Origin of the sequence: Acinetobacter sp. 3657, from assembly GCF_031456775.1 — a bacterium.
Lineage (GTDB): Bacteria > Pseudomonadota > Gammaproteobacteria > Pseudomonadales > Moraxellaceae > Acinetobacter.
In genome coordinates this window covers 71,236-91,140 of the sequence record NZ_JAVDVH010000012.1, presented here as the reverse complement: position 1 = coordinate 91,140, position 19,905 = coordinate 71,236, and the positions used below count along the sequence as shown (strand labels likewise).

The following is a 19,905-nucleotide window of genomic DNA, read 5'->3' as shown; positions in this document are numbered from 1 at the left end:
GCGCTGATGGTAGTGTGGCACTTGCCATGTGAGAGTAAGTCATCGCCAGCTTTTAAATCTAAACCTCCCAACTTATGTTGGGAGGTTTTTTATTGTGTAGAATTTCAATAAAAAAATGGGGAAAAACTGCGTTTTATAATTAATTTGGGTTTAGATAGCACATTAAATTTAATCAGTCCTTTATTGTGAGGCGTAAATCAAATATAAATATTTGAATAGAACAATGTAAGCTATTATTTAGATGTACTTTTAGTACCTTAAAATTATAAGAAGGAAATGTTTGTGTTCAATGTCATTGTGCAGTTGATGGGTGGAATCGGTTTATTTCTTTTAGGCATGTCTCTGATGACAGATAGCCTAAAAGCAATCGCGGGTGAAGCACTGCGGCAATGGTTAGTCAGATTTACAAACTCACCAATGAAGGCTGTTTTATCAGGGATTGGTTTAACCGTTGTGGTTCAATCCTCGACAGCTACAACTTTGGCAACGATCGGTTTTGTCAGTGCAGGAATATTAAGTTTTAGTCATGCGATTGGTGTGATTATCGGTGCAAACATAGGCACCACAAGCACTGGTTGGATGGTTGCATTACTCGGTTTAAAGTTTTCTATTGCCAGTTTTGCCTTGCCCTTGATTGGTATAGGTGCGGCACTCAAATTATTTGGTAAAGAAAAATTTAGTTTTATTGGACTCACTTTGGCAGGCTTTGGGCTGTTATTTCTAGGGATCCAATTTTTACAAGATGCCATGAGTGGTATGGCTTTATTAATCGATCTATCTCGGTGGGCTGAACCAACTTTAATGATGAAACTCATTCTTGTGGTTATTGGTGTCCTCATGACGATCTTATTGCAATCCTCCAGTGCAGCCATTACAACCACATTAGCAGCGCTCTCTACCTCTACAATTAATTTAGAACAAGCTCTGGCTTTAGTGATTGGTCAAAATGTCGGAACGGTTGCAACTGCTATCCTTGCAGCGATAGGGGCGACTACCAGTGCTAAACGAACAGCCGCAGTTCATGTCATGTTTAATATTGTGACTGCCATTTTTGCATTTATTTTATTATCTCCAGTATTTATATGGGCGTATCATCATATTGAAAGTATTCATCAACTGGATTCTGTGATTTTAGTTGCGGGATTTCACACGACTTTTAGTTTATTAGGTGCATGTATTTTCATGCCTTTTTTGTCTCAATTTGAGCAATTGATTATTCGTTTATTGCCCGAAAAACAACCGCTAATCACACGGTATTTAGACGAGTCACTTTATACAGTTCCTGCTTTGGCGATTGCAGCAGTAGAACGTGCACTTTTGCAATCGATAGCTGATATGTATGGGATTTTTATACGTTGTATTCGTGGAGGCGTCGTTACTTCATTGGTTAAAACGGATGAGTTCGATCAAACCTTGCTTAAAGTTGAGCATTATTTAGATAAAATGACGGTTTCACAATCCTTAGAAGATCAACATCGTTTAATCATTTTATTGAGATTGGCAGTGTATGTCCGTGTTCTTAAAAATGATTTAAGCAGCGTTGCGCATATTGAAAGCATTCAAAATCAAAGAAATATACATGAATTGGCCAATCAGTTTGCAACGATTCTTGAGCAATTTATTCCGTATTTAATGCATGAACCATTTGCACGAATCCCAAAAAAACTTGTAGATGAGTTAGCTGATTTTTCCTCAGAGATGCAAGCACATCAAGATTTGGTTCGGCAGAAAATTATTGAGGACTCTTCATCAAGAACAGTATCGGTTACTTATACCTTGGACCAACTCGCTGCACAACGTTGGTTAGAACATTTAGTGATTCATTGTAGTCGTGTGGCGATTTTACTGGGTGATACAGAGCAAGTATTATTGAATGAGGAATTGGGATCAACTCAATTACCATCATGACATGATTGCATTTTCAAATGATAAAAAATGAATCGCAGGTTTTATGGGCTTATGTTTTCTATGTAGTGATGAGTTGTAGCGTTGCAGTGGAGTATGCCTAAGGAGTAATGCGTTATTATGAATCTTAAGATCTCGTGCTCTAAAAATATTGTTTTTCATAAAAGCTAAGGTTTTCTACTTTTCTCATAGGCTGACATGCCTATAATGATTGGGAATCATTCCAAATCTAATAAGGAAATAACATGTCTACTGATCAACAATTTCCAACACCTGCCAATCTTGGTATCGCAGTTTATGAAAATAATGCAGAGGCAATTGGTAATACCCCTTTAGTGCGTATTAATCGTATTATCAAAACGGGTGCAACGGTATTGGCAAAAATCGAAAGCCGTAATCCTGCATTTTCAGTAAAATGCCGTATTGGTGCAGCTTTGATTGCCGATGCGGAAAAACGTGGTGTACTCAAAGCAGGGATGCATATTGTTGAACCAACCAGTGGTAATACAGGTATTGCCTTGGCTTTCGTGGCAGCAGCAAAAGGTTATCCCATTACTTTAACCATGCCATCGAGTATGAGTTTAGAGCGTCGGAAAGTGCTTAAAGCTTTGGGCGCAAACTTAGTCTTGACTGATCCAGCCAAAGGTATGAAAGGTGCGGTAGATGAAGCGGTACGCTTGGCTACGGAAAATCCAGAACTGTATTTTTTACCACAACAATTTGAAAACCCAGCAAACCCGCAGATTCATGTTGAAACAACGGGTCCTGAAATTTGGCAAGCAACCAATGGTCAAGTGGATATTTTGGTTGCAGGTGTCGGTACAGGCGGTACCATTACAGGTATCTCACGTTATTTTGAGCAAATAAAAAATCAGTCTTTGTATTCTGTTGCAGTTGAACCTGCTGAATCGGCAATCATCACCCAAACGAAACGCGGTGAAAGTATTACACCTGCGCCACATAAGATTCAGGGCATTGGGGCGAACTTTATTCCGAAAAATTTAGATCTAGATTTGGTCGATGAAGTTGTACCCGTGAATAGTGCCGATGCAATTGAATGGGCTAGAAAATGTGCGATGCAAGAAGGGATTTTGGTTGGTATTTCTAGTGGTGCAGCATTAGCAGCGGCAGCTCAAATCGCAGAACGTCCTGAAAATGCAGGTAAAACTATTGTGGTTATTTTACCTGATAGCGGCGAGCGTTATTTATCTTCAGTATTGTTTGAAGGTTTATTTGATGAGGCTTAGTTATAAGTTTAGCAAAAAAAGCCATGCTTAAAGCGTGGCTTTTTTATACTTGCTGCAATGATTTATAACGCAGCTTTCAGCATTTTTTTATGATGTTTAACCGACTTCGCATATTTCTTACCTTGGCGCTTCATTTTCCAATTGCGCTGATAACCCGTTGGCCCCACATTATAATAAGCCAGTGCTTTTTCCCAACTGCCCGCAGATTGATTATATTTTGCAAGAATGTAAGTACCACAATTGACGTTGGTATATTCATCAAATAAGTTACCGCCACAGGTGCTTTGCCAATACCGTGGGATGATTTGTGTGAGTCCAACTGCACCTGCTGACGAGGTGACATAAGGTCTGTAGCTTGACTCTTGTCGAATCATCGCGGCAATAAGCAGTGGATCAACATCGTGTTGTTTAGCACTTTGAATGATCATCGGAGCAACACGATTGGCTGTATCTGGTTGTACTGAATAGGCTTTTTGAATCCCAACTGATAATTTCTGAGCGCGTGTTGCGCTTGAACCACTTAAATGGCTACAAGCCGTTAAGTAAACAGCAGCAAACATCATGCTGAGTTTAAAAAGTAATATCGCGATATTACTGAAATGGCGTTTTACACTGTTTTTTGGAGTGATCATCGTGAAAATAAAAACTTAATCGCATATTCGAAAGTAGGGTGATGGTATGAAGTTAAATTCATGCCGTCAAGTGTGGTTATTTTACTGAGTACAAACAAAAAAGCCCCGACATCCTATCGAGACTTTTTTATATTCAGTTTATTGCCGTTAACTCCTGTCAACGACCACGTCCTGTGCATCTTGTTGTTCTGAATGAGACCTCCTGTCTCTCTATGATTTATATATTACGGAATAAACTTGTATGGGTATATTCGCCATTCACTGCAAGTTGTGTGCGTTTTAACCTATAGTGAATTTTTGACGATGATGACCTTTAACGGTTTTTAAGAATGAGACTGACGAGTTTCTGTGCGATAGGTGCGCAAACCAGTACACTTGGAAAAGCAAACATCCATGCAATCATCCAAGCTGACATCCACATGGAAAAGAAGTTTTCAACGAAGCCCAATGCTTTTAAAGTGGTGATTCCAGAAATTAGAAATGACATGATACAAGATAGAATTAATGGAAATAAAAGCGTAGCTGCCTTCATCGGTTAGCCTCTTGAGTTGTTTGGATAAAATGGCATGGCCAATTGCTATCATACCGTGTTCGCTCGAAAAGGTGAAAAGTGAATTAGAGGGGCTTGAGGGATGAGGATAATCATTGTTGGGCATATCAACCGACTAAACTTGAATGTATTGCTATAAAAATTTAAGTGAAAAGTCACCTATATTGTCGTTGATTATTTTGGTGAAAACGCGCGTATACTGATCAGGCAAAAGGAGTGGTCATGTCTGAATCAGTTATACGCCCAAGCCATATTGAGTATGGTTCTAAATCGTTTACTTCAATTTTATGGTCATTGTTTTTTGCAGGTTTTGCTTCATTTTCATCGCTCTATTGTGTTCAGCCAATGATGCCGATTTTTGCAAAATTCTTTCAGGTTAGCCCGACGCATAGTAGTTTTCCTTTGTCTTTTTCCACCATTGCATTGGCAACTGGTCTGTTGTTTACAGGCTTTATTTCAGATCGGTTTGGACGTAAACCGATTATGGTGTTTGCCTTATTTCTGGTTTCGATTCTATTGCTGATCAGTGCCTCTTTCCCGATTTGGGAAGTGTTTTTAGGTACCCGTATTTTTATTGGTTTAGCGGTCAGTGGCGTGGCAGCCGTAGCCATGACCTACATCGGGGAAGAAATCGCACAAAAAGATATTGGTTTCGCGATGGGACTTTATATATCTGGAACCGCGATTGGGGGCATGGGTGGTCGCTTGATTGCAGGGGTGTTGGTCGATTTTATTTCTTGGCAATCTGCTACTTATATTATTGGATTTCTCAACCTTATAATCGCCTGTTTATTCTATCTGTTATTACCAAAATCTCAGCATTTCCAACCCTATCCGTTCCGTTTTTCTCGCTTTAAAGCTGCTTTTGAACAGAATCTCAAAGATCCGAAATTACGGATTTTATTTGCTCAAGGTTTTATCCTGATGGGGTGTTTGGTGACGGTGTTTAATTACATCAGTTATCACTTGTTAGAAGCGCCTTTTCATTTATCACAAACATGGATTGGGGTGATTTCGATTGCCTATTTGGCAGGAATTTATAGTTCACCTAAAGCGGCACAATGGGGCTTTAAATACGGACGGGATAAAGTTCTGCCATTTTTGTTGTTGAGTATGATCATTGGATTATTGATTACCTTGATCCCATCGCTTTGGGCCATCTTAATTGGTTTAACTGTTTTTACCTTTTCATTTTTTGCTGCCCATTCAACCGCAAGTAGTTGGGTCTCTGTACAAGCCGTGCAATATCGAGCAGTGGCTTCATCACTGTATTTATTTTGCTATTACCTAGGATCTAGTGTGTTGGGGAGCAGCGGCGGTTTAATTTGGGAAAACTTTGGCTGGCTCGGCATTAATTTAAGTGTGGGTGTGGTCTTGGCAATCGGTTTCATGCTCACCTTTTATTTAGGTGACTCAAAAAAACAAGATAACCTCATAAAATAAAGCGACAGATATAGTCGCTGAGGACTTGCTAAAAATCATTGGATTTTAGTAACTTAAGCAAGTGCTAATTTAAAGCATTATCATATTTTTTAGATTTTTTATCATGGGGAAATAACAATGGAATTACATAGTCGTGTTTATTATAAGCATCCAGATGCAAAAATAATGGGGCAATTAGAAGTCTTATTTAAGGAACATGAGGGAAATGCGGAACGGTTCTTACAAGCTGCTTTAGCCATCAATCCAGAAAGTGTGGAAGCCGCACAAGACTTGCTTGATCAAATTGATTCGCCTGAATATGATTTGGAACCAGAAAGTTTATATTATGAGGCAGGGTATGCCGTTTTAGATTTTGTTCATGGTTCTTCTGGCGATGAAAATATTGAAAATATCTTACTTTTTTTAAAAGCTTTGCTGCCAGAGATACATGCCCAAGCATGGGGATGTGGTGATGATGATCCTTGGGAGTTTTGGTTCAAATTTAATGGGGATGAGTTAATTCGAGAAGATGATGAGCCATTTAACGATCCTGAGGAAGATGAGAATATCAAAGCATCAATTTATGCATGGTGGCATAAAGACTTACCAATAGAAATTAAGGAAGGTTTTTTAAACGAAGCCTAAACATTATCAGTTAGTTATCACCATATTTCCCCATTCTCTAAACGCTAAAGAATGGGGAATCTTTTTTGTATGTTTTTTAATCTATAAAAATGAATAGAATTCATGTTAAACTGATCAGCTTTCATTTTGGCATCAAAAATTCCGAGATGCCTCTCTCTTCCTTATTGCTAGCCGAGATTCGCAAGCTATGTCTACTGCCTATACCATGCAGACCGCGCCAAAAGCGTTGTTTGATTACGACAAATATTGGGCGTCGTGTTTTGAACCCGCACCATTTTTGCCGATGTCACGAGAAGAAATGGATCTCCTCGGCTGGGATGCATGTGACTTTATTTTAGTTTGCGGCGATGCGTACATTGACCATCCTTCATTTGTATCAGGTGTGATTGGTCGTGTGCTTGAAGCACAAGGTTTTCGTGTCGGTATTATCGCGCAGCCTGACTGGACCAATGCTGAAAGTTTTCGTGTACTCGGTAAACCAACCATTGCGTGGGGTGTAACCGCAGGCAACATGGACTCAATGATCAACCGTTATACGGCAGATCGTAAAATCCGTTCGGATGATGCATATTCACCAAATAATGAAGCCAATAAACGTCCTGATCGTGCGGCAACAGTCTATTGTCAGCGTTGTCGTGAGGCATTCCCAGATGTACCTGTGTTACTTGGTGGTATTGAAGGCAGTTTACGTCGTATTGCGCATTATGATTATTGGTCAGACAAAGTCCGTCGTTCAATCTTGATGGACTCTAAGGCTGATTTATTGATGTACGGCAATGGTGAGCGCGCCATTATCGATGTGATGCATCGTTTAGCGAAAGGTGAAAAAGTTCAGGATATTACTGATGTCCGTGGTACTGCATTTATTATCAATAAACATAATAAAAATTCAAAAGCAAAGTTTGTTGAAATTGCCAGTAATGATGTCGATACCATCGGACGAGTGGATCAGATCATCAATCCCTATGTGATGACTGAAGATATTGATGGCTGTGAAGTTGAAAAAGAAAAGGGCAACTCACTGGCACAATATCAAGATTTTCAAAAAGAATTCGTTGCAAATCCGATTGTCCGTGAAGGGGATAATTTAGATCCTGACACACAGATCGTACAGCTCAAAGCTGCACCATCAAAAGCGATTAAGCATAAACTGCCACCACGTGAACTTGCGGTGATCCGTTTACCTTCTTATGAGGAGGTCGCGAATGATCAGGTCCTTTATGCACATGCCAACCGTATTTTGCATCTTGAAACCAATCCCGGTAATGCGCGCGCCTTAGTTCAACGTCATGGCGAACGTGATATTTGGATTAATCCGCCTCCGATTCCTCTAGCCACTGAGGAAATGGATTATGTCTTTGATTTACCTTATGCACGTTTACCGCACCCTGCTTATGGCAATGCGCGTTTCCCTGCCTTTGATATGATTAAATTCTCAGTCAATATCATGCGTGGTTGCTTTGGCGGTTGTACCTTCTGTTCGATTACTGAGCATGAGGGACGTATTATTCAAAACCGTTCCGAAGAGTCGATCTTACGGGAAATTGAAAAGATTCGTGATACCGCACCTCAGTTTACAGGCATTATTTCAGACTTAGGTGGTCCAACGGCAAACATGTATCGTTTGCACTGTAATGATCCTGAGATTGAAAAGAACTGTCGTAAGCCATCTTGTGTCTATCCGGGTGTTTGTCAAAACCTACATACTGATCATGCACCATTGGTTCAGCTTTATCGTAAAGCGCGTGAAATCAAAGGTGTGAAAAAGATTCTGATTGGTTCAGGTCTACGTTATGACTTGGCAGTGTTGAATCCAGAATATGTCAAAGAGTTAGTACAGCACCATGTTGGTGGTTATTTAAAAATTGCACCTGAGCATACCGAACAAGGTCCATTATCGAAGATGATGAAGCCGGGTATTGGCACTTATGATCGCTTTAAACAAATGTTTGAGCGTTTCAGTAAGGAAGCAGGCAAGGAACAGTATTTAATTCCTTACTTCATTGCTGCGCACCCGGGTACGACCGATTACGACATGATGAATTTGGCGATTTGGTTGAAGAAGAATGGTTTCCGTGCTGATCAGGTACAGACCTTCTATCCATCGCCAATGGCAACGGCAACCACCATGTATTACACAGGCAAAAATCCATTGTCTAAAGTGGCGCGTTATACGGAAAATGTCGATATTGTTAAAGGCGATAAACGTCGTCGTTTGCATAAAGCATTCTTACGTTACCATGATCCAAATAACTGGCCATTGTTGCGTGAGGCGCTAAAAGAAATGGGTCGACCTGACTTGATTGGTAACTCAAAACAGCATTTGATTCCGACTTATCAGCCTCAAGGTACTGCTGAGAGTGAATATAAATCTGCGCGTAAGAAGAACTCGACCGTCGCGGGAGATTCAGCAAAACGCAATCAATCGCAACCACAATCGGGTCAAAAACGTCCGCAAAAAGGTCAAATACTGACCCAACACACGGGTTTGCCACCGCGTGAAACTGGTGAGAAAAGACCATTTTCAGGCAAGCCGAAAGCCAAAGCGAAAACACATCGCTAATCAGCATCAAAGAAGGCATGTGGAAGCATGCCTTCTTTTTATATAAAAATGATAAATGGGTCGCAGTCCAATTTCAAAACTATGCTCTATGGAAACATATACTGACAATATCGACTTGAATATTTGCGATATGCTGATTATAAATAACAAGACAGCAAGCTTTTACGACTTTGGTAGGACCGATTAAGAACTTTAAGTTTGAACTGTTAAAATAACTTTACTATCGTTGTTATTGATTAAAAAATTGGCATAAAGCCAAAAATGATTATAAAAAATCTAAAGGGATTAGTTAGAAATGTATTATTTCATAACAATAGTTGGTTTGCTGTTGATTACAGTACTTGCACTTCGACATTTACATCAAAATCGGCGTCAAGATAGTCCATTAAAGCGACGTGGTATTTTGAATATTGCTGAGCAAATTACTTTAATGCGTTTGCAAGCCGTTTTGCACCGTCATACGATATTGGCACATGTATCGTTTGATGCTTTGCTTACCACTAAGTTTAGCCATACGCGACGCAAGTATCAGGGTTTGGTTGCTGATTTTGTGGTGCTCGATCAACAACATCAGGTGCTTGCGATTGTTGAGATTGCAGATGAATCTTATGTCAATCGTCTGAATCAAAAGCATTATCAAGACAGCCTACTTGAATTGGCTGGATATCGTGTTTTTCGTTACAGCAGTATTCCAACTGAGCAAGAATTACGTGAGGACTTGATCCCTGATTTATTTGATCCAATGAGTTCTGCGACATCCACAATCTCAAGTCCGATGCCGCAAACTGAACATTTGATGAAATACAATGTGTTTGCGGCAAAATCATTTTAATCTGGGCGTACCGCAGTCACGGTCATTTCAACCAAGACCTCAGGTGCGTATAGTTTAGACTCTACACAGGTACGTGCTGGGGGATGACCCTCAGCAATCCATGCATCCCAAACGGCATTCATTGCTGCATAGTCTTTTTCGATGTCTTTTAAGAAAATCAATACCGATAAAATATGGGTCTTATCGGTACCTGCTTCAGCAAGTAAACGATCAATATGGTCTAAGGTTTGCTGTGTCTGTGCGCTCACATCTACACTGGTATCATCTGCCAATTGACCCGCCAAATGAACAAGATTTCCTGAAATTGCGACTTCGCAAAAACGTGAAGTGACATGCAGTCGTTGCACAGACATAGAGGTGCTACCTAATTAAAAATGTATTTATAAGATTGTACTTGATGGCCTTTAGTTGCTGTGTAATTTTGTTTTAAATCAGCTGCTAAAAGTTTCTATTTCCATTAATTTACGTTGTTTGAAAATCAAAATAGAGCGGGATTGTGGGCAAATAATAATATTGCCTAGATTCATAAATTGAATTTCGGCTTGTCGAAGTTGATTTAAACAGCTCGCAATTGAGCTCTGGTTGGGACACAGTTGTTTGAGTTGGCTTAAAGCTGAAGTGGTCGTGTGATACATGGTCTTATTCCTTATCATCATTGTTAAAAATTGGGCAAAGATATGGCCTTGCCCGATTCATTTATACGCTTTGTTGTTCGGATTGATACCAATTGACATGGCGTGTGATGTACATGACGCATGCAATTAAAATGAAAGACAAAATGGAGCCAAATAAGAAAGTTTTACCGCTAGATTGTAGTAATAGATACATCATGCCGTATAAAGCACTAAGTAAAACACCGAAGAGTATGGCGGCTTTAAAACCTTGAACGACGAAGTATAAATACCAAGTAATCAAGCCAATACATGCAACTGCCGCAATCAGATAGGCAAGGGAAAAAGCGTAATATTCACTGATTGATAGTAATAAGACGAAGAACACGCCTTGTGCCATGGCGACCAAAGCATACTGAACAGGATGAATTTTAAGATTCTTCAAAACTTCGAATAAGAAGAAGCAACCAAAGGTAATAATGATCACCATAATGCCATATTTGATGGCACGATCAGTTTGGGTATAAATATTAACGGGTTCTAAAAACTGCGTTGAAATACCAGAAATGTTGTTTGAAGATGCATTTGAAGCAGCATAAGAAGCTTCAACATCACTGATCAGGTTGCTTTGAGTATTTAAAGCTTGGTAGAAACACTGACTGTTTTCACAGGTTGAAAGTCGATCAAGGTTGCGTTTACCTAATGCAATATTTTTCCAGTCCGCTTCAAAAAGTTGTCTTTTGCTGAGTTTCTTAAAAGGTAAACTTTGACCATCGTATTTCACATCACCCCAATTGCCTTTAGCTTGATAAGTCATTTCGTAACTGGTTGGGATAAAGGCAAATTCGCTTAAACCTTCTAGATCAAATTGCAGGCTAAAGCTAAAACCCTGTTGGAATTTTTGGATCAGTTCAGGATATTGCTTGCTGGTGATATGTAGTAGATCAAAGCCTTGCTGTCCTTGGCTTTGCTCAGAAAAGCCAAACTTATAATTTTTTCCATCAATATTAAATGTTGGCTTGGCGTTTAGACCGCGAGCATCTTGGATAGGAAAAATGATTTCAGCTTGATTCCAAAGATAGTTGCGTTGCGGTTCAATCGTGGCGCCTTTAAATACACCTTTACCTCGCATGTGATTTTGATAACTAATCGCTTTATACATACTGCGTTTGTAGGTACTGTCTGAAACTTTAAATTGAGCTGTCCAGTCTGTTGTTTCTGCACCTAATGTAATAAATGTTGTTTGCGTGCAATCGTAAGTTTTCTTGTGTTCATCGGTACATGTAGTTTTAATTTGATAGGGAAGTTTTAAATAGGGTGCAATCACTTGTTGTGGGCGAATTTGTTCTTTTGCAATGTCCTGAATCACTTGTTTTTGATAGCTTTGGCGCTCATCTACCAAATTGGAGATGAAAAAAAGACCAATATAAAAAATCAAAATCAGGAACAAAATCGCTCCTATTTTCAGATTAATAAAGTTTCTGCGCATGGTGGATTCCATTGTCATTGTGGTATGACAAGTATCTCGAATCGATATGCGTTCTAAATGAGTTGTAATTGAAGCTTATGTGAAGTTTCGATGAAGTATAATTTTTACCAGTACCCCTGAATTGTGTTGCTCTAAAAAATCTAAATAATTTTCAGGGATATTTTGAATGGTGATGTGACCTTGATGCTGTTGGATAATCTGCTGCACAATACTCAGACCAATACCTGTACTTCGTTGCTGATTATGCGGACGTGGTAATGAAAAATAGGTTTCAAAGACACGATTTAAAGCGTATTCAGGAATAGCTTCCCCCTCATTGAATAATAGAATTTCAATGTCATTAGTAACGGTATTTTCCCTGAGTTGAATGGCGAGAACACCTTGTTCAGGGCAAAAGTCTCTTGCGTTATCTAAGACATTATTGATTGCTTGTTTAAGCCAAAAGGGATCAGCATAAATTGAGCAATCTTCAGGAAGATTTAGCTCTATTTGAATCTGTTTAATTTGGAGAGCACTCTGTTGTTGTATCACACAGTCCCGAATCAATTTTGATAAATCAATATTTTGAAACTCTAAAGCATGCTGATTTTTTTCTAAGCGTGTCAGCAACAGCATGCGTTCGATTAAGGATTGCAAGCGATGACTTTGCGCAACAATATGTGCTGCAAATTTTTGTTGATCTTCTAATGGTAGATCATCTTGTAATAGTTCTGCACTGGCTTGAATTGCCGTGAGTGGACTTTTTAACTCGTGGGTTAGCGTATTGACATAGTTCTCGACATAAGCGCGATCTTCAAGTTTTTCTCGCATTTCACTCAATGCTTGAGTCACTTGGTTGAGCTCTTTTGCAGAATAGAAAAATGGAGCTTGATTGACGGGTGCTAGCGCTTGAGCATAACGACGCACTTTATCAATACTGTGTCTTAACCAATATGCCACCATGCTTGCGAGTAATAAACTCAATGCAGCAATCCATAGAGCTTGGTGAATCAGTTGACGTTCTGCGCGAGCAATATAAGGCTGTACGGATTGATTCGGTTTACCAATACTGACTACACCAAGTAATTGTTGTTTGTAGATAATAGGTGCAGCAATATGCATCACGCTGCTGTTTCGATCATAAGGATTGGTTGCAGTAGATCGTGCGCCGTATTTACCTTGCAGCGTCAAATAAACATCATTCCATTTTGAATAATCTTGTCCAACCGCTTGTCCTTCTGAGTCGTAGATGACAATACCGTGCTGATCTGTAATATACAGTTGTTGGTTAATTTCATCTTTTTGATGCTGCCAAATTGTGGCATTGAGTTGGCGAGATAATGCTGCTTGAATTTTTTGATCAAATTCAGGTGTACTGACTTTTTGTTGTGCCACATCTTCTGCAATCAGTTGGGCAATGATATTGGCATTCTCGGCGAGTGTATCTTCGACCACTTGGCGGACATTTGGTTTAACCTGTTGATTCAACGTATAAGCAATAAAGCTCAGGCTTAGCACCACCACCAAGCTAAAGAAAAACCAAATGCGGATAAAGATGGACATTGGTTAACCTAACTTCACTAAACTATACCCAAACCCTCGATGTGTCCGAATGGGATCATCATCAGGGGTAATCTGCTTTAGTTTTTGTCTTAAACTTTTAATATGTGTATCGACGGTGCGTTCTAAACTATGTTCAGGATGTTCCCAAATATGATCCATTAATTGTTGACGGCTAAAGACTTTTTCTGGATGCTGAATCATTAAAAATAACAAACGATATTCATAACGTGTCAGTTGTAATGGTTTTCCATAGTATTGAATTTGCAGCGATTGTGGATTGCACGCCCACGTCGTAGATTGCATGATAGTTTCTGTTTGGGTGATTGATTGTTGTGACGAGGTATTTTGCGTTTGTATTTCCATTCTGCGCCAAATAGCTTTGATGCGTGCCACAATTTCTCGAGCGCTAAAAGGTTTTGTACAATAATCATCTGCGCCGATTTCTAAACCAACAACCCGATCAATTTCATCATCACGTGCGGTGAGGAACAATAAAGGTGTTTGATATTTTTGGCGCAGCTGTTTGCAGACTTCAAAACCATTCAGATCAGGTAAACCGACATCTAAAATAATAAAATCAAAAGCTTGTTCCGAAAGAAATTGTAATGCCTGAGCACCTGTATTTGCCCAGCTTACACTCCAGCCTTCGCGCTCAAGCGCATAACGTAGCGGGAGAATAATCGCAGCTTCATCTTCAACACAGAGAATTTGTTTTTGATTCATCATGATTAACTAATCAATATTTTCTAATTTTATTGGGTTAGTTTAGCGGAAGATACGGTACAGAAAAGTAGGAATACTCATTTTTATAATTATTTAATAAAACAAAGGACACTTGAAGTGCCCTGTAATATTCGGATTTGATCGTCACGCCAACCACAGGAGCAGATGCTAAAAGCGAGGATTTCTTTAGCAAGAGCAAGCAACATGGATAATGCTACTGCGTTGCCTAGAGTACTGAAAACTGCATAAAAAGCAAATATAAATTTCAGGGTGAATGGTATTTTTGTGTAAAAAACGACATTACCATAAGGAAAGTTGGGATTCTTCTTGAATCAGTTGCAACTGATAGACCCCAACACCCACTAAACGAAACTGAAAGTTAGGATCAATATGCATTTCATTCAGTAATTGCATAACCACTTGTAATAATTGTTGTGGAGACTGTAGCGGGTGTTTAAAGCTTTTTCCGTGTTGTAATACTTGAAAATTTTTGAGCTTTAGTTTGACATTGACACCCCGTGCGGTGAGTTGTTTTTTATCTAAACTTTGCCAGATCTTTGTCGTCAACGGCTGCCATGTATGCGCACATTGATCGAGATTGTAGTCATCATCAAAGGTAATCTCTTTAGAAATTTGTTGACGTTCACGTTCAGCTTTGACAGGACGATGGTCGATACCTTGTGCATATAAATAAAGCTGTTTGCCGTATTTTCCAAAATGATGGATAAGGACATTTTCTTCGATTTTTTGTAGATCGCCTAAGGTATGCAAATTCAATTGATTTAATTTTTCATGGGTGACTTTGCCGACACCTGGAATTTTACTCAATGCTAAGTCTTGAATAAATTGCAGCACTTGATTGGGCTTAATCACGAATAAGCCATTCGGTTTATTCCAATCTGAAGCGATTTTTGCCAAAAATTTATTCGGTGCCACACCTGCGGAAGCCGTCAGTCCTGTCATTTTGAAAATATCCGAACGGATCTGTGTCGCAACTTCGGTGGCACTTGGGATATTTTTTAGATTTTCAGTGACATCCAAATAGGCCTCATCTAAAGACAGTGGTTCAATCAGCGTGGTGTATTGCTGAAATATTTGATGAATTTGTGCTGAAACCTCACGATATTTTTCAAAATTTGGCTCAATCACAATCACTTGCGGGCACAGCTTTTTGGCCTGTCCCATCGACATCGCAGAACGCAAACCAAAGACGCGCGCAGGGTAAGATGCAGCCGCAATCACCGCACGAGGATGATGCGAGGAGATCACCACCGGCAAATCTTTGAGGTCAGGGCGCTCTCTGAGTTCGACTGAAGCAAAAAAGGCATCCATATCGATATGGATGATTTTACGCAGTTCATTTGTCATCCTGAATGCCTTGTTCTTTTAAAAACATACGCCACTGCTGTGGTGATTCAGCATAGACATTTAAATCAACAGGCTTTGCAATACCGTCAATTTTCCCTGTTTGACTGTACTGCCAAAATAACCATGCTCGACCATCTTTGAGTTCAGGTTTGCCATCGTAGTCTCTGACCCAAAGTGGCGTGTCGGTAAAATTTCCCATCAAGACAATGTGATAAAAACTTTTAGAAATATAGAAAATAGGTTGTTTACCATAATGTCGATGCAGTTGATCATGCATGAGCTGAATTTCTTTGAGTAACTGCTCTTTGGTATAGGTATTAATACAGTTACTGTCATATTCCAAATCAATGACAGGTGGCAAAGCATCGGTTTTGTTGGGTACGGTGGCAATGAAATTATCAGCCTGAACTTTGCCATCACGACATAAACGATAGAAGTGATAGGCACCCACATGTAGACCTTGTTCACGTGCTTTGAGCCAGTTGTCCTGAAATTTTCGGTCTTTAAAATCACCGCCTTCTGTGGCCTTGAGATAGACAAATTGATATTGCAGTGGCGAGATTTTTTTCCAGTTAATCTCACCTTGATGATGGGATACATCAAAACCGCGAATGGCATAATCTTGGGCAGAGGCTTTTTGCTGGTAGAACACACCGAAATACGTCAAAACACCCAACAGACTCGCAAGCCCAATACTGACATAGGTATTTCGGCGTTGGTATACGGGTTTCGGATTCGATTTTGGCATGTAAATTTTACAGCGATTTTAAAATAATCATCATAACGTGATTTCGGAGCGGATGCTATTTCAGCTCATCCGTGGTCTCTTTTGGAATCTGCCAAAACACTATCGCGGTAATGATGTTAATACAACCCAGCGTAATCAGTGAAGCATGGAATGCAGTGGTAATGGATGCTGAGGGATAATACTGACTAAACAGATTGATCAATGTTCCTGCCAAAGCTACCCCGATACTCATCGAGAGCATCATAATCATGGATAAGAAGCTATTGCCACTGCTGGCATCGTGTTGAGGTAAATCTTTTAAAGTCAGGGTATTCATTCCCACAAACTGGAGTGAGTTGAGTGTACCAAAAATAAAGAGATGCACAATTTTGAGCCAAAGCGGTGTTGCAGCAGTCATTAAAGCAAAACTGGCAATACACAAGCCGACTAAAATCGTATTGGTCAGCAGAAAGCGACGATAGCCGACGCGTTGAATGAGCGGGCGAACAATTGGCTTGGAAAATAATGAACCTAATACCATTGGGATCATCATTAAACCTGTAATAAAAGGTTCAAAACCAAAAGCGACTTGTAGCATCAACGGTAAAATAAAGGGAATGGCATTACTGCCTAAACGGGCAAAAAAGTTACCCAATACACCGATGGAAAAGATTTTGTGTCGAAACAAACGTCCATGAAATAGTGCATTTTGGTGGCTATGTGCATGATAAGCATAGCCTAACGTTGCAATACTCCCGATCACCAGTAAGCTGATACTGACGACACCTGAGTATTGTGGTGCGGCAATATTTTCAATTCCCAATGAAAGCCCGACCATGGCGACGATTAATAAGATAAAGCCACTCAGGTCAAACGATTTCACTGTGGGTTCTTTGTGATTTGGCATGACTTTGAGTGCCATGATCACGCCGAGTACGCCCATGGGTAGATTAATTAAAAAAATCCAGTGCCATGTCGCAACCTGAACCAACCATCCACCCAAAGTGGGTCCCATCAATGGACCAATCAGACCTGCAAGGCTCATTAAACTCATGGCAGATAGAAATTGCGTACGTGGAATCAGCTTTAATAAAGCGAGCCGCCCGACAGGCATCAACAATGCGCCGCCCATGCCTTGAATCACACGACAGACTAACAGTTGATTTAGATTCTGAGATAAACCACAGCCAAGCGATGCCAAACTAAAGATGACCATCGCTGCGAGATAGGTATTGCGGATACCGAAGCGATCTGCCAACCAGCCACTCAGTGGTATAAAAGCAGCCACAGAAAGCACGTAGGCGACAATTACCCCATGCATTTGTAATGGATTTTCATTGAGTTGCAGTGCCATCATTGGAATCGCGGTATTGACGATGGTGGTATCCAGTGCCTGCATAAAAAAGCCAATGGAAACCAATAACACCAACAAACGAAATTCGGGCTGTACAGCTTGATGCGTGGTTGTTGTCATGAGCCTTGGTGGATGAAATATCCGTTTTAGTTTAATGCAATTGTCATTGAAATAAAGACAAAAATTGTCAAAGAGTGGTCATCGAACTGACATAAAAGTGTCATCGAACTTGCATCTCAGAATACTAGATTAGCCCTACAAAATAAAATCTATGGAATTTGATCATGAAATTTAAAATTTCAGTGGTATTGACCGCAATGCTGTCAGCGGGGTTGGTGGCGTGTAATGATGATAACAAGCAAAATAAGACACCGAACAAAGAAGTTGAACCAAAACCTGAAGTGGTTGAACCGACGCCTGAGCGTATTCAGCTTAGTTTTATGAGTCGTTATGAATCAGGTGTTTTTGCTAAAAGTGCCGCTGAAATTCCAGCTTATGATCCAGCAACGAAACGTGTTTTTGTAGTCAATGCTGAAATAGGGGCGTTGGATGTATTGGATCTTTCTGATCCTGCGAAGCCAACTTATCTACAATCACTGACAGTTGATGATATTGCTGAAGGTGCAAAGGTGAATAGTGTCAGCATACAGAATGGCATTATTGCATTGGCAGTTGAATCAGCCAATAAAACTGATCATGGTTTTGTGGCATTTTACCAAGCCAGTGATCTAAAACGATTGAGCCATGTGCCAGTCGGTGCATTGCCTGATATGTTGACCTTTACACCTAATGGAAAAACAGTATTGGTCGCCAATGAAGGTGAGCCATCAGATGACTATCAAATTGATCCAGAAGGTTCGATCAGTGTGATTAATGTCAGTGATATCAGTAAGCCAACAGTCAAGACAGCTGATTTTAAAGCCTTTAATAGCCAGAAAGAGGCATTGATTGCCAAAGGTGTGCGTATTTTTGGACCTAATGCCACAGTTGCTCAAGATTTAGAGCCTGAATATATTGCGGTTTCTGATGATGGCAAAACTGCTTGGGTGGCACTGCAAGAAAATAATGCGATTGCCGTTTTGGACATCGCGACAGCCACTGTAACCTCGATCGAGGCAATGGGTTATAAAGATCATGGCCTCAGCGATAGTGGCTTTAAGTCGATGCTAGATCCAACTAAAAACTCAAGTAATGGCTTGGATGTCAGTGACTTTGATGGCAAGAAAACCGTCCAAGATATTATGATCAAGTCTTGGAACGGGTTGAAAGGGATTTATCATCCTGATGCCATGGCAGCTTATACGGCGGCAGATCAAAAAACCTATTTAATCTCTGCCAATGAAGGTGATGCACGTGCATGGGGAGAAAATACAGCTACATACTTTGGTCTGACTAAACTCAAAGACTTTGAAAAGAATAATTTGCAACGTTGTGATAATGACAACAGCAAAGGCTTTGTTGAAGAGTGGCGCGTCAAGCATTTGGTACACAAAGACGGTTTTGATCGCCGTTGTGCCGATGACCTACCGGCACAACTACGTGATTTAGCCGCTGGCGCACATTTGAATCCAACCGCCTTTAGTTATTGTGGTGCAAGCAAAGGTGATGCAGGCGATTGTCGTGATGACAAGCAATTAGGCCGTTTAAAAATTACGTGGACACAAGGTTATCAAACTGAAAATGGCAAACCAGTGTACTACTCAAAAGCGGGCGATAAAATTGGAGTCAATGGTAATCCATTAACCGATTATTTAATGTATGACGAGTTATATCTGCTCGGCGCTCGCTCATTCTCGATTTGGGATACACAAAATCAGGTCAAAATCGCCTATGACTCAGGTGATTTTATTGAACAATACCTGAATAGTGACCAATGTAAATTAGGCAAGGCACGTAACCTTCCATGTAAAGATTGGTTTAATAGCAACCACGAAAAAGGCAATACATTGGGTGGTCGTAGTAGTAACAAAGGTCCAGAGCCAGAAGGTCTCACCATCGGTAAGATTGGCAATAAACAATTCTTGTTCCTAGGGCTTGAGCGGATGGGTGGGGTGATGGCATTTGATGTCAGTAATCCAAAACAGCCAATTTTCCAAGATTATTTAAATACTCGTGAGATATGGGATCAGGCTGATCCATCGACCACATTATCTGCACATGGTGATCTTGGACCAGAAGGTTTAATCTTTATTTCTGCAAAAGATTCGCCAAATGGCAAACCATTGTTGGTGGTCGGTAATGAAGTCAGTGGCACAACTACCATTTACCAAGTCAATTCAAACTAAGTCAAAAATG

17 protein-coding genes are annotated in these 19,905 nt (G+C 40.1%); 7 read left to right on the top strand and 10 right to left on the bottom strand.

The window, feature by feature from the left end:
* Nucleotides 1-282: 282 nt before the first annotated feature.
* The gene (locus tag J2Y37_RS12865) at nucleotides 283-1,908 is read left to right on the top strand and encodes a Na/Pi symporter (RefSeq protein ID WP_349033063.1); all 1,626 of its coding nucleotides are present in this window, start codon (nucleotides 283-285) and stop codon (nucleotides 1,906-1,908) included.
* A 242-nt stretch (nucleotides 1,909-2,150) separates the two neighbouring features.
* Nucleotides 2,151-3,152, top strand: a complete 1,002-nt coding sequence (gene cysK, locus J2Y37_RS12860; RefSeq protein WP_349033062.1) for a cysteine synthase A — start codon at nucleotides 2,151-2,153, stop codon at nucleotides 3,150-3,152.
* Nucleotides 3,153-3,214: 62 nt separating this feature from the next.
* On the opposite strand, the gene J2Y37_RS12855 is transcribed toward cysK, so the two are convergent.
* Nucleotides 3,215-3,784: a transglycosylase SLT domain-containing protein gene (locus J2Y37_RS12855; protein WP_349033061.1), complete on the bottom strand. Its 570-nt coding sequence runs from the start codon at nucleotides 3,782-3,784 to the stop codon at nucleotides 3,215-3,217.
* Between the two features lie 313 nt (nucleotides 3,785-4,097).
* On the bottom strand, nucleotides 4,098-4,316 hold the full coding sequence (locus J2Y37_RS12850; RefSeq protein WP_004668147.1) for a DUF2798 domain-containing protein: 219 nt from the start codon (nucleotides 4,314-4,316) through the stop codon (nucleotides 4,098-4,100).
* Nucleotides 4,317-4,556: 240 nt separating this feature from the next.
* Between J2Y37_RS12850 and J2Y37_RS12845 the strand changes: the two genes are divergently transcribed.
* The 4 genes from J2Y37_RS12845 to J2Y37_RS12830 all read left to right on the top strand — a co-directional run bounded on the left by J2Y37_RS12845 (nucleotide 4,557) and on the right by J2Y37_RS12830 (nucleotide 9,796).
* On the top strand, nucleotides 4,557-5,777 hold the full coding sequence (locus tag J2Y37_RS12845) for an MFS transporter (RefSeq protein ID WP_130162867.1): 1,221 nt from the start codon (nucleotides 4,557-4,559) through the stop codon (nucleotides 5,775-5,777).
* A 117-nt stretch (nucleotides 5,778-5,894) separates the two neighbouring features.
* A complete protein-coding gene (locus tag J2Y37_RS12840; protein WP_130162868.1) occupies nucleotides 5,895-6,401 on the top strand; it encodes a hypothetical protein in 507 nt (168 codons plus the stop codon).
* Nucleotides 6,402-6,588: 187 nt separating this feature from the next.
* Nucleotides 6,589-8,964 carry a YgiQ family radical SAM protein gene (locus J2Y37_RS12835; RefSeq protein WP_349033060.1) on the top strand — a complete coding sequence of 792 codons (2,376 nt, stop codon included), beginning with the start codon at nucleotides 6,589-6,591 and terminating at the stop codon, nucleotides 8,962-8,964.
* Between the two features lie 295 nt (nucleotides 8,965-9,259).
* The gene (locus J2Y37_RS12830; RefSeq protein ID WP_349033059.1) at nucleotides 9,260-9,796 is read left to right on the top strand and encodes a DUF2726 domain-containing protein; all 537 of its coding nucleotides are present in this window, start codon (nucleotides 9,260-9,262) and stop codon (nucleotides 9,794-9,796) included.
* Here J2Y37_RS12830 and J2Y37_RS12825 read toward each other — a convergent pair.
* The 8 genes from J2Y37_RS12825 to mdtD form a co-directional block, all read right to left on the bottom strand.
* Nucleotides 9,793-10,149 (bottom strand): RidA family protein, encoded by a 357-nt coding sequence (locus J2Y37_RS12825; protein WP_121930581.1) that lies wholly within the window; start codon nucleotides 10,147-10,149, stop codon nucleotides 9,793-9,795. The two genes, J2Y37_RS12830 and J2Y37_RS12825, sit on opposite strands and share 4 nt — an antisense overlap.
* Before the next feature lie 78 nt (nucleotides 10,150-10,227).
* Nucleotides 10,228-10,431, bottom strand: a complete 204-nt coding sequence (locus J2Y37_RS12820; protein WP_349033058.1) for a hypothetical protein — start codon at nucleotides 10,429-10,431, stop codon at nucleotides 10,228-10,230.
* Nucleotides 10,432-10,492: 61 nt separating this feature from the next.
* A complete protein-coding gene (gene creD / locus J2Y37_RS12815; protein WP_349033057.1) occupies nucleotides 10,493-11,896 on the bottom strand; it encodes a cell envelope integrity protein CreD in 1,404 nt (467 codons plus the stop codon).
* Nucleotides 11,897-11,971: 75 nt separating this feature from the next.
* On the bottom strand, nucleotides 11,972-13,438 hold the full coding sequence (creC, locus tag J2Y37_RS12810) for a two-component system sensor histidine kinase CreC (protein WP_349033056.1): 1,467 nt from the start codon (nucleotides 13,436-13,438) through the stop codon (nucleotides 11,972-11,974).
* Nucleotides 13,439-13,441: 3 nt separating this feature from the next.
* Nucleotides 13,442-14,164 (bottom strand): two-component system response regulator CreB, encoded by a 723-nt coding sequence (gene creB, locus J2Y37_RS12805; protein ID WP_349033055.1) that lies wholly within the window; start codon nucleotides 14,162-14,164, stop codon nucleotides 13,442-13,444.
* A gap of 297 nt (nucleotides 14,165-14,461) precedes the next feature.
* Nucleotides 14,462-15,529, bottom strand: coding sequence for a DNA polymerase IV (dinB, locus tag J2Y37_RS12800; RefSeq protein WP_349033054.1), 1,068 nt, complete (start codon nucleotides 15,527-15,529; stop codon nucleotides 14,462-14,464).
* Nucleotides 15,519-16,277, bottom strand: a complete 759-nt coding sequence (locus J2Y37_RS12795; RefSeq protein ID WP_349033053.1) for a GH25 family lysozyme — start codon at nucleotides 16,275-16,277, stop codon at nucleotides 15,519-15,521. The genes dinB and J2Y37_RS12795 overlap by 11 nt, the downstream gene beginning before the upstream one ends.
* A gap of 55 nt (nucleotides 16,278-16,332) precedes the next feature.
* A complete protein-coding gene (gene mdtD / locus J2Y37_RS12790; protein ID WP_349033052.1) occupies nucleotides 16,333-17,730 on the bottom strand; it encodes a multidrug transporter subunit MdtD in 1,398 nt (465 codons plus the stop codon).
* 164 nt (nucleotides 17,731-17,894) lie between these two features.
* Between mdtD and J2Y37_RS12785 the strand changes: the two genes are divergently transcribed.
* Entirely contained in the window at nucleotides 17,895-19,895 is a 2,001-nt protein-coding gene (locus J2Y37_RS12785; protein ID WP_349033051.1) for a choice-of-anchor I family protein, read from the top strand.
* Nucleotides 19,896-19,905: the final 10 nt, after the last annotated feature.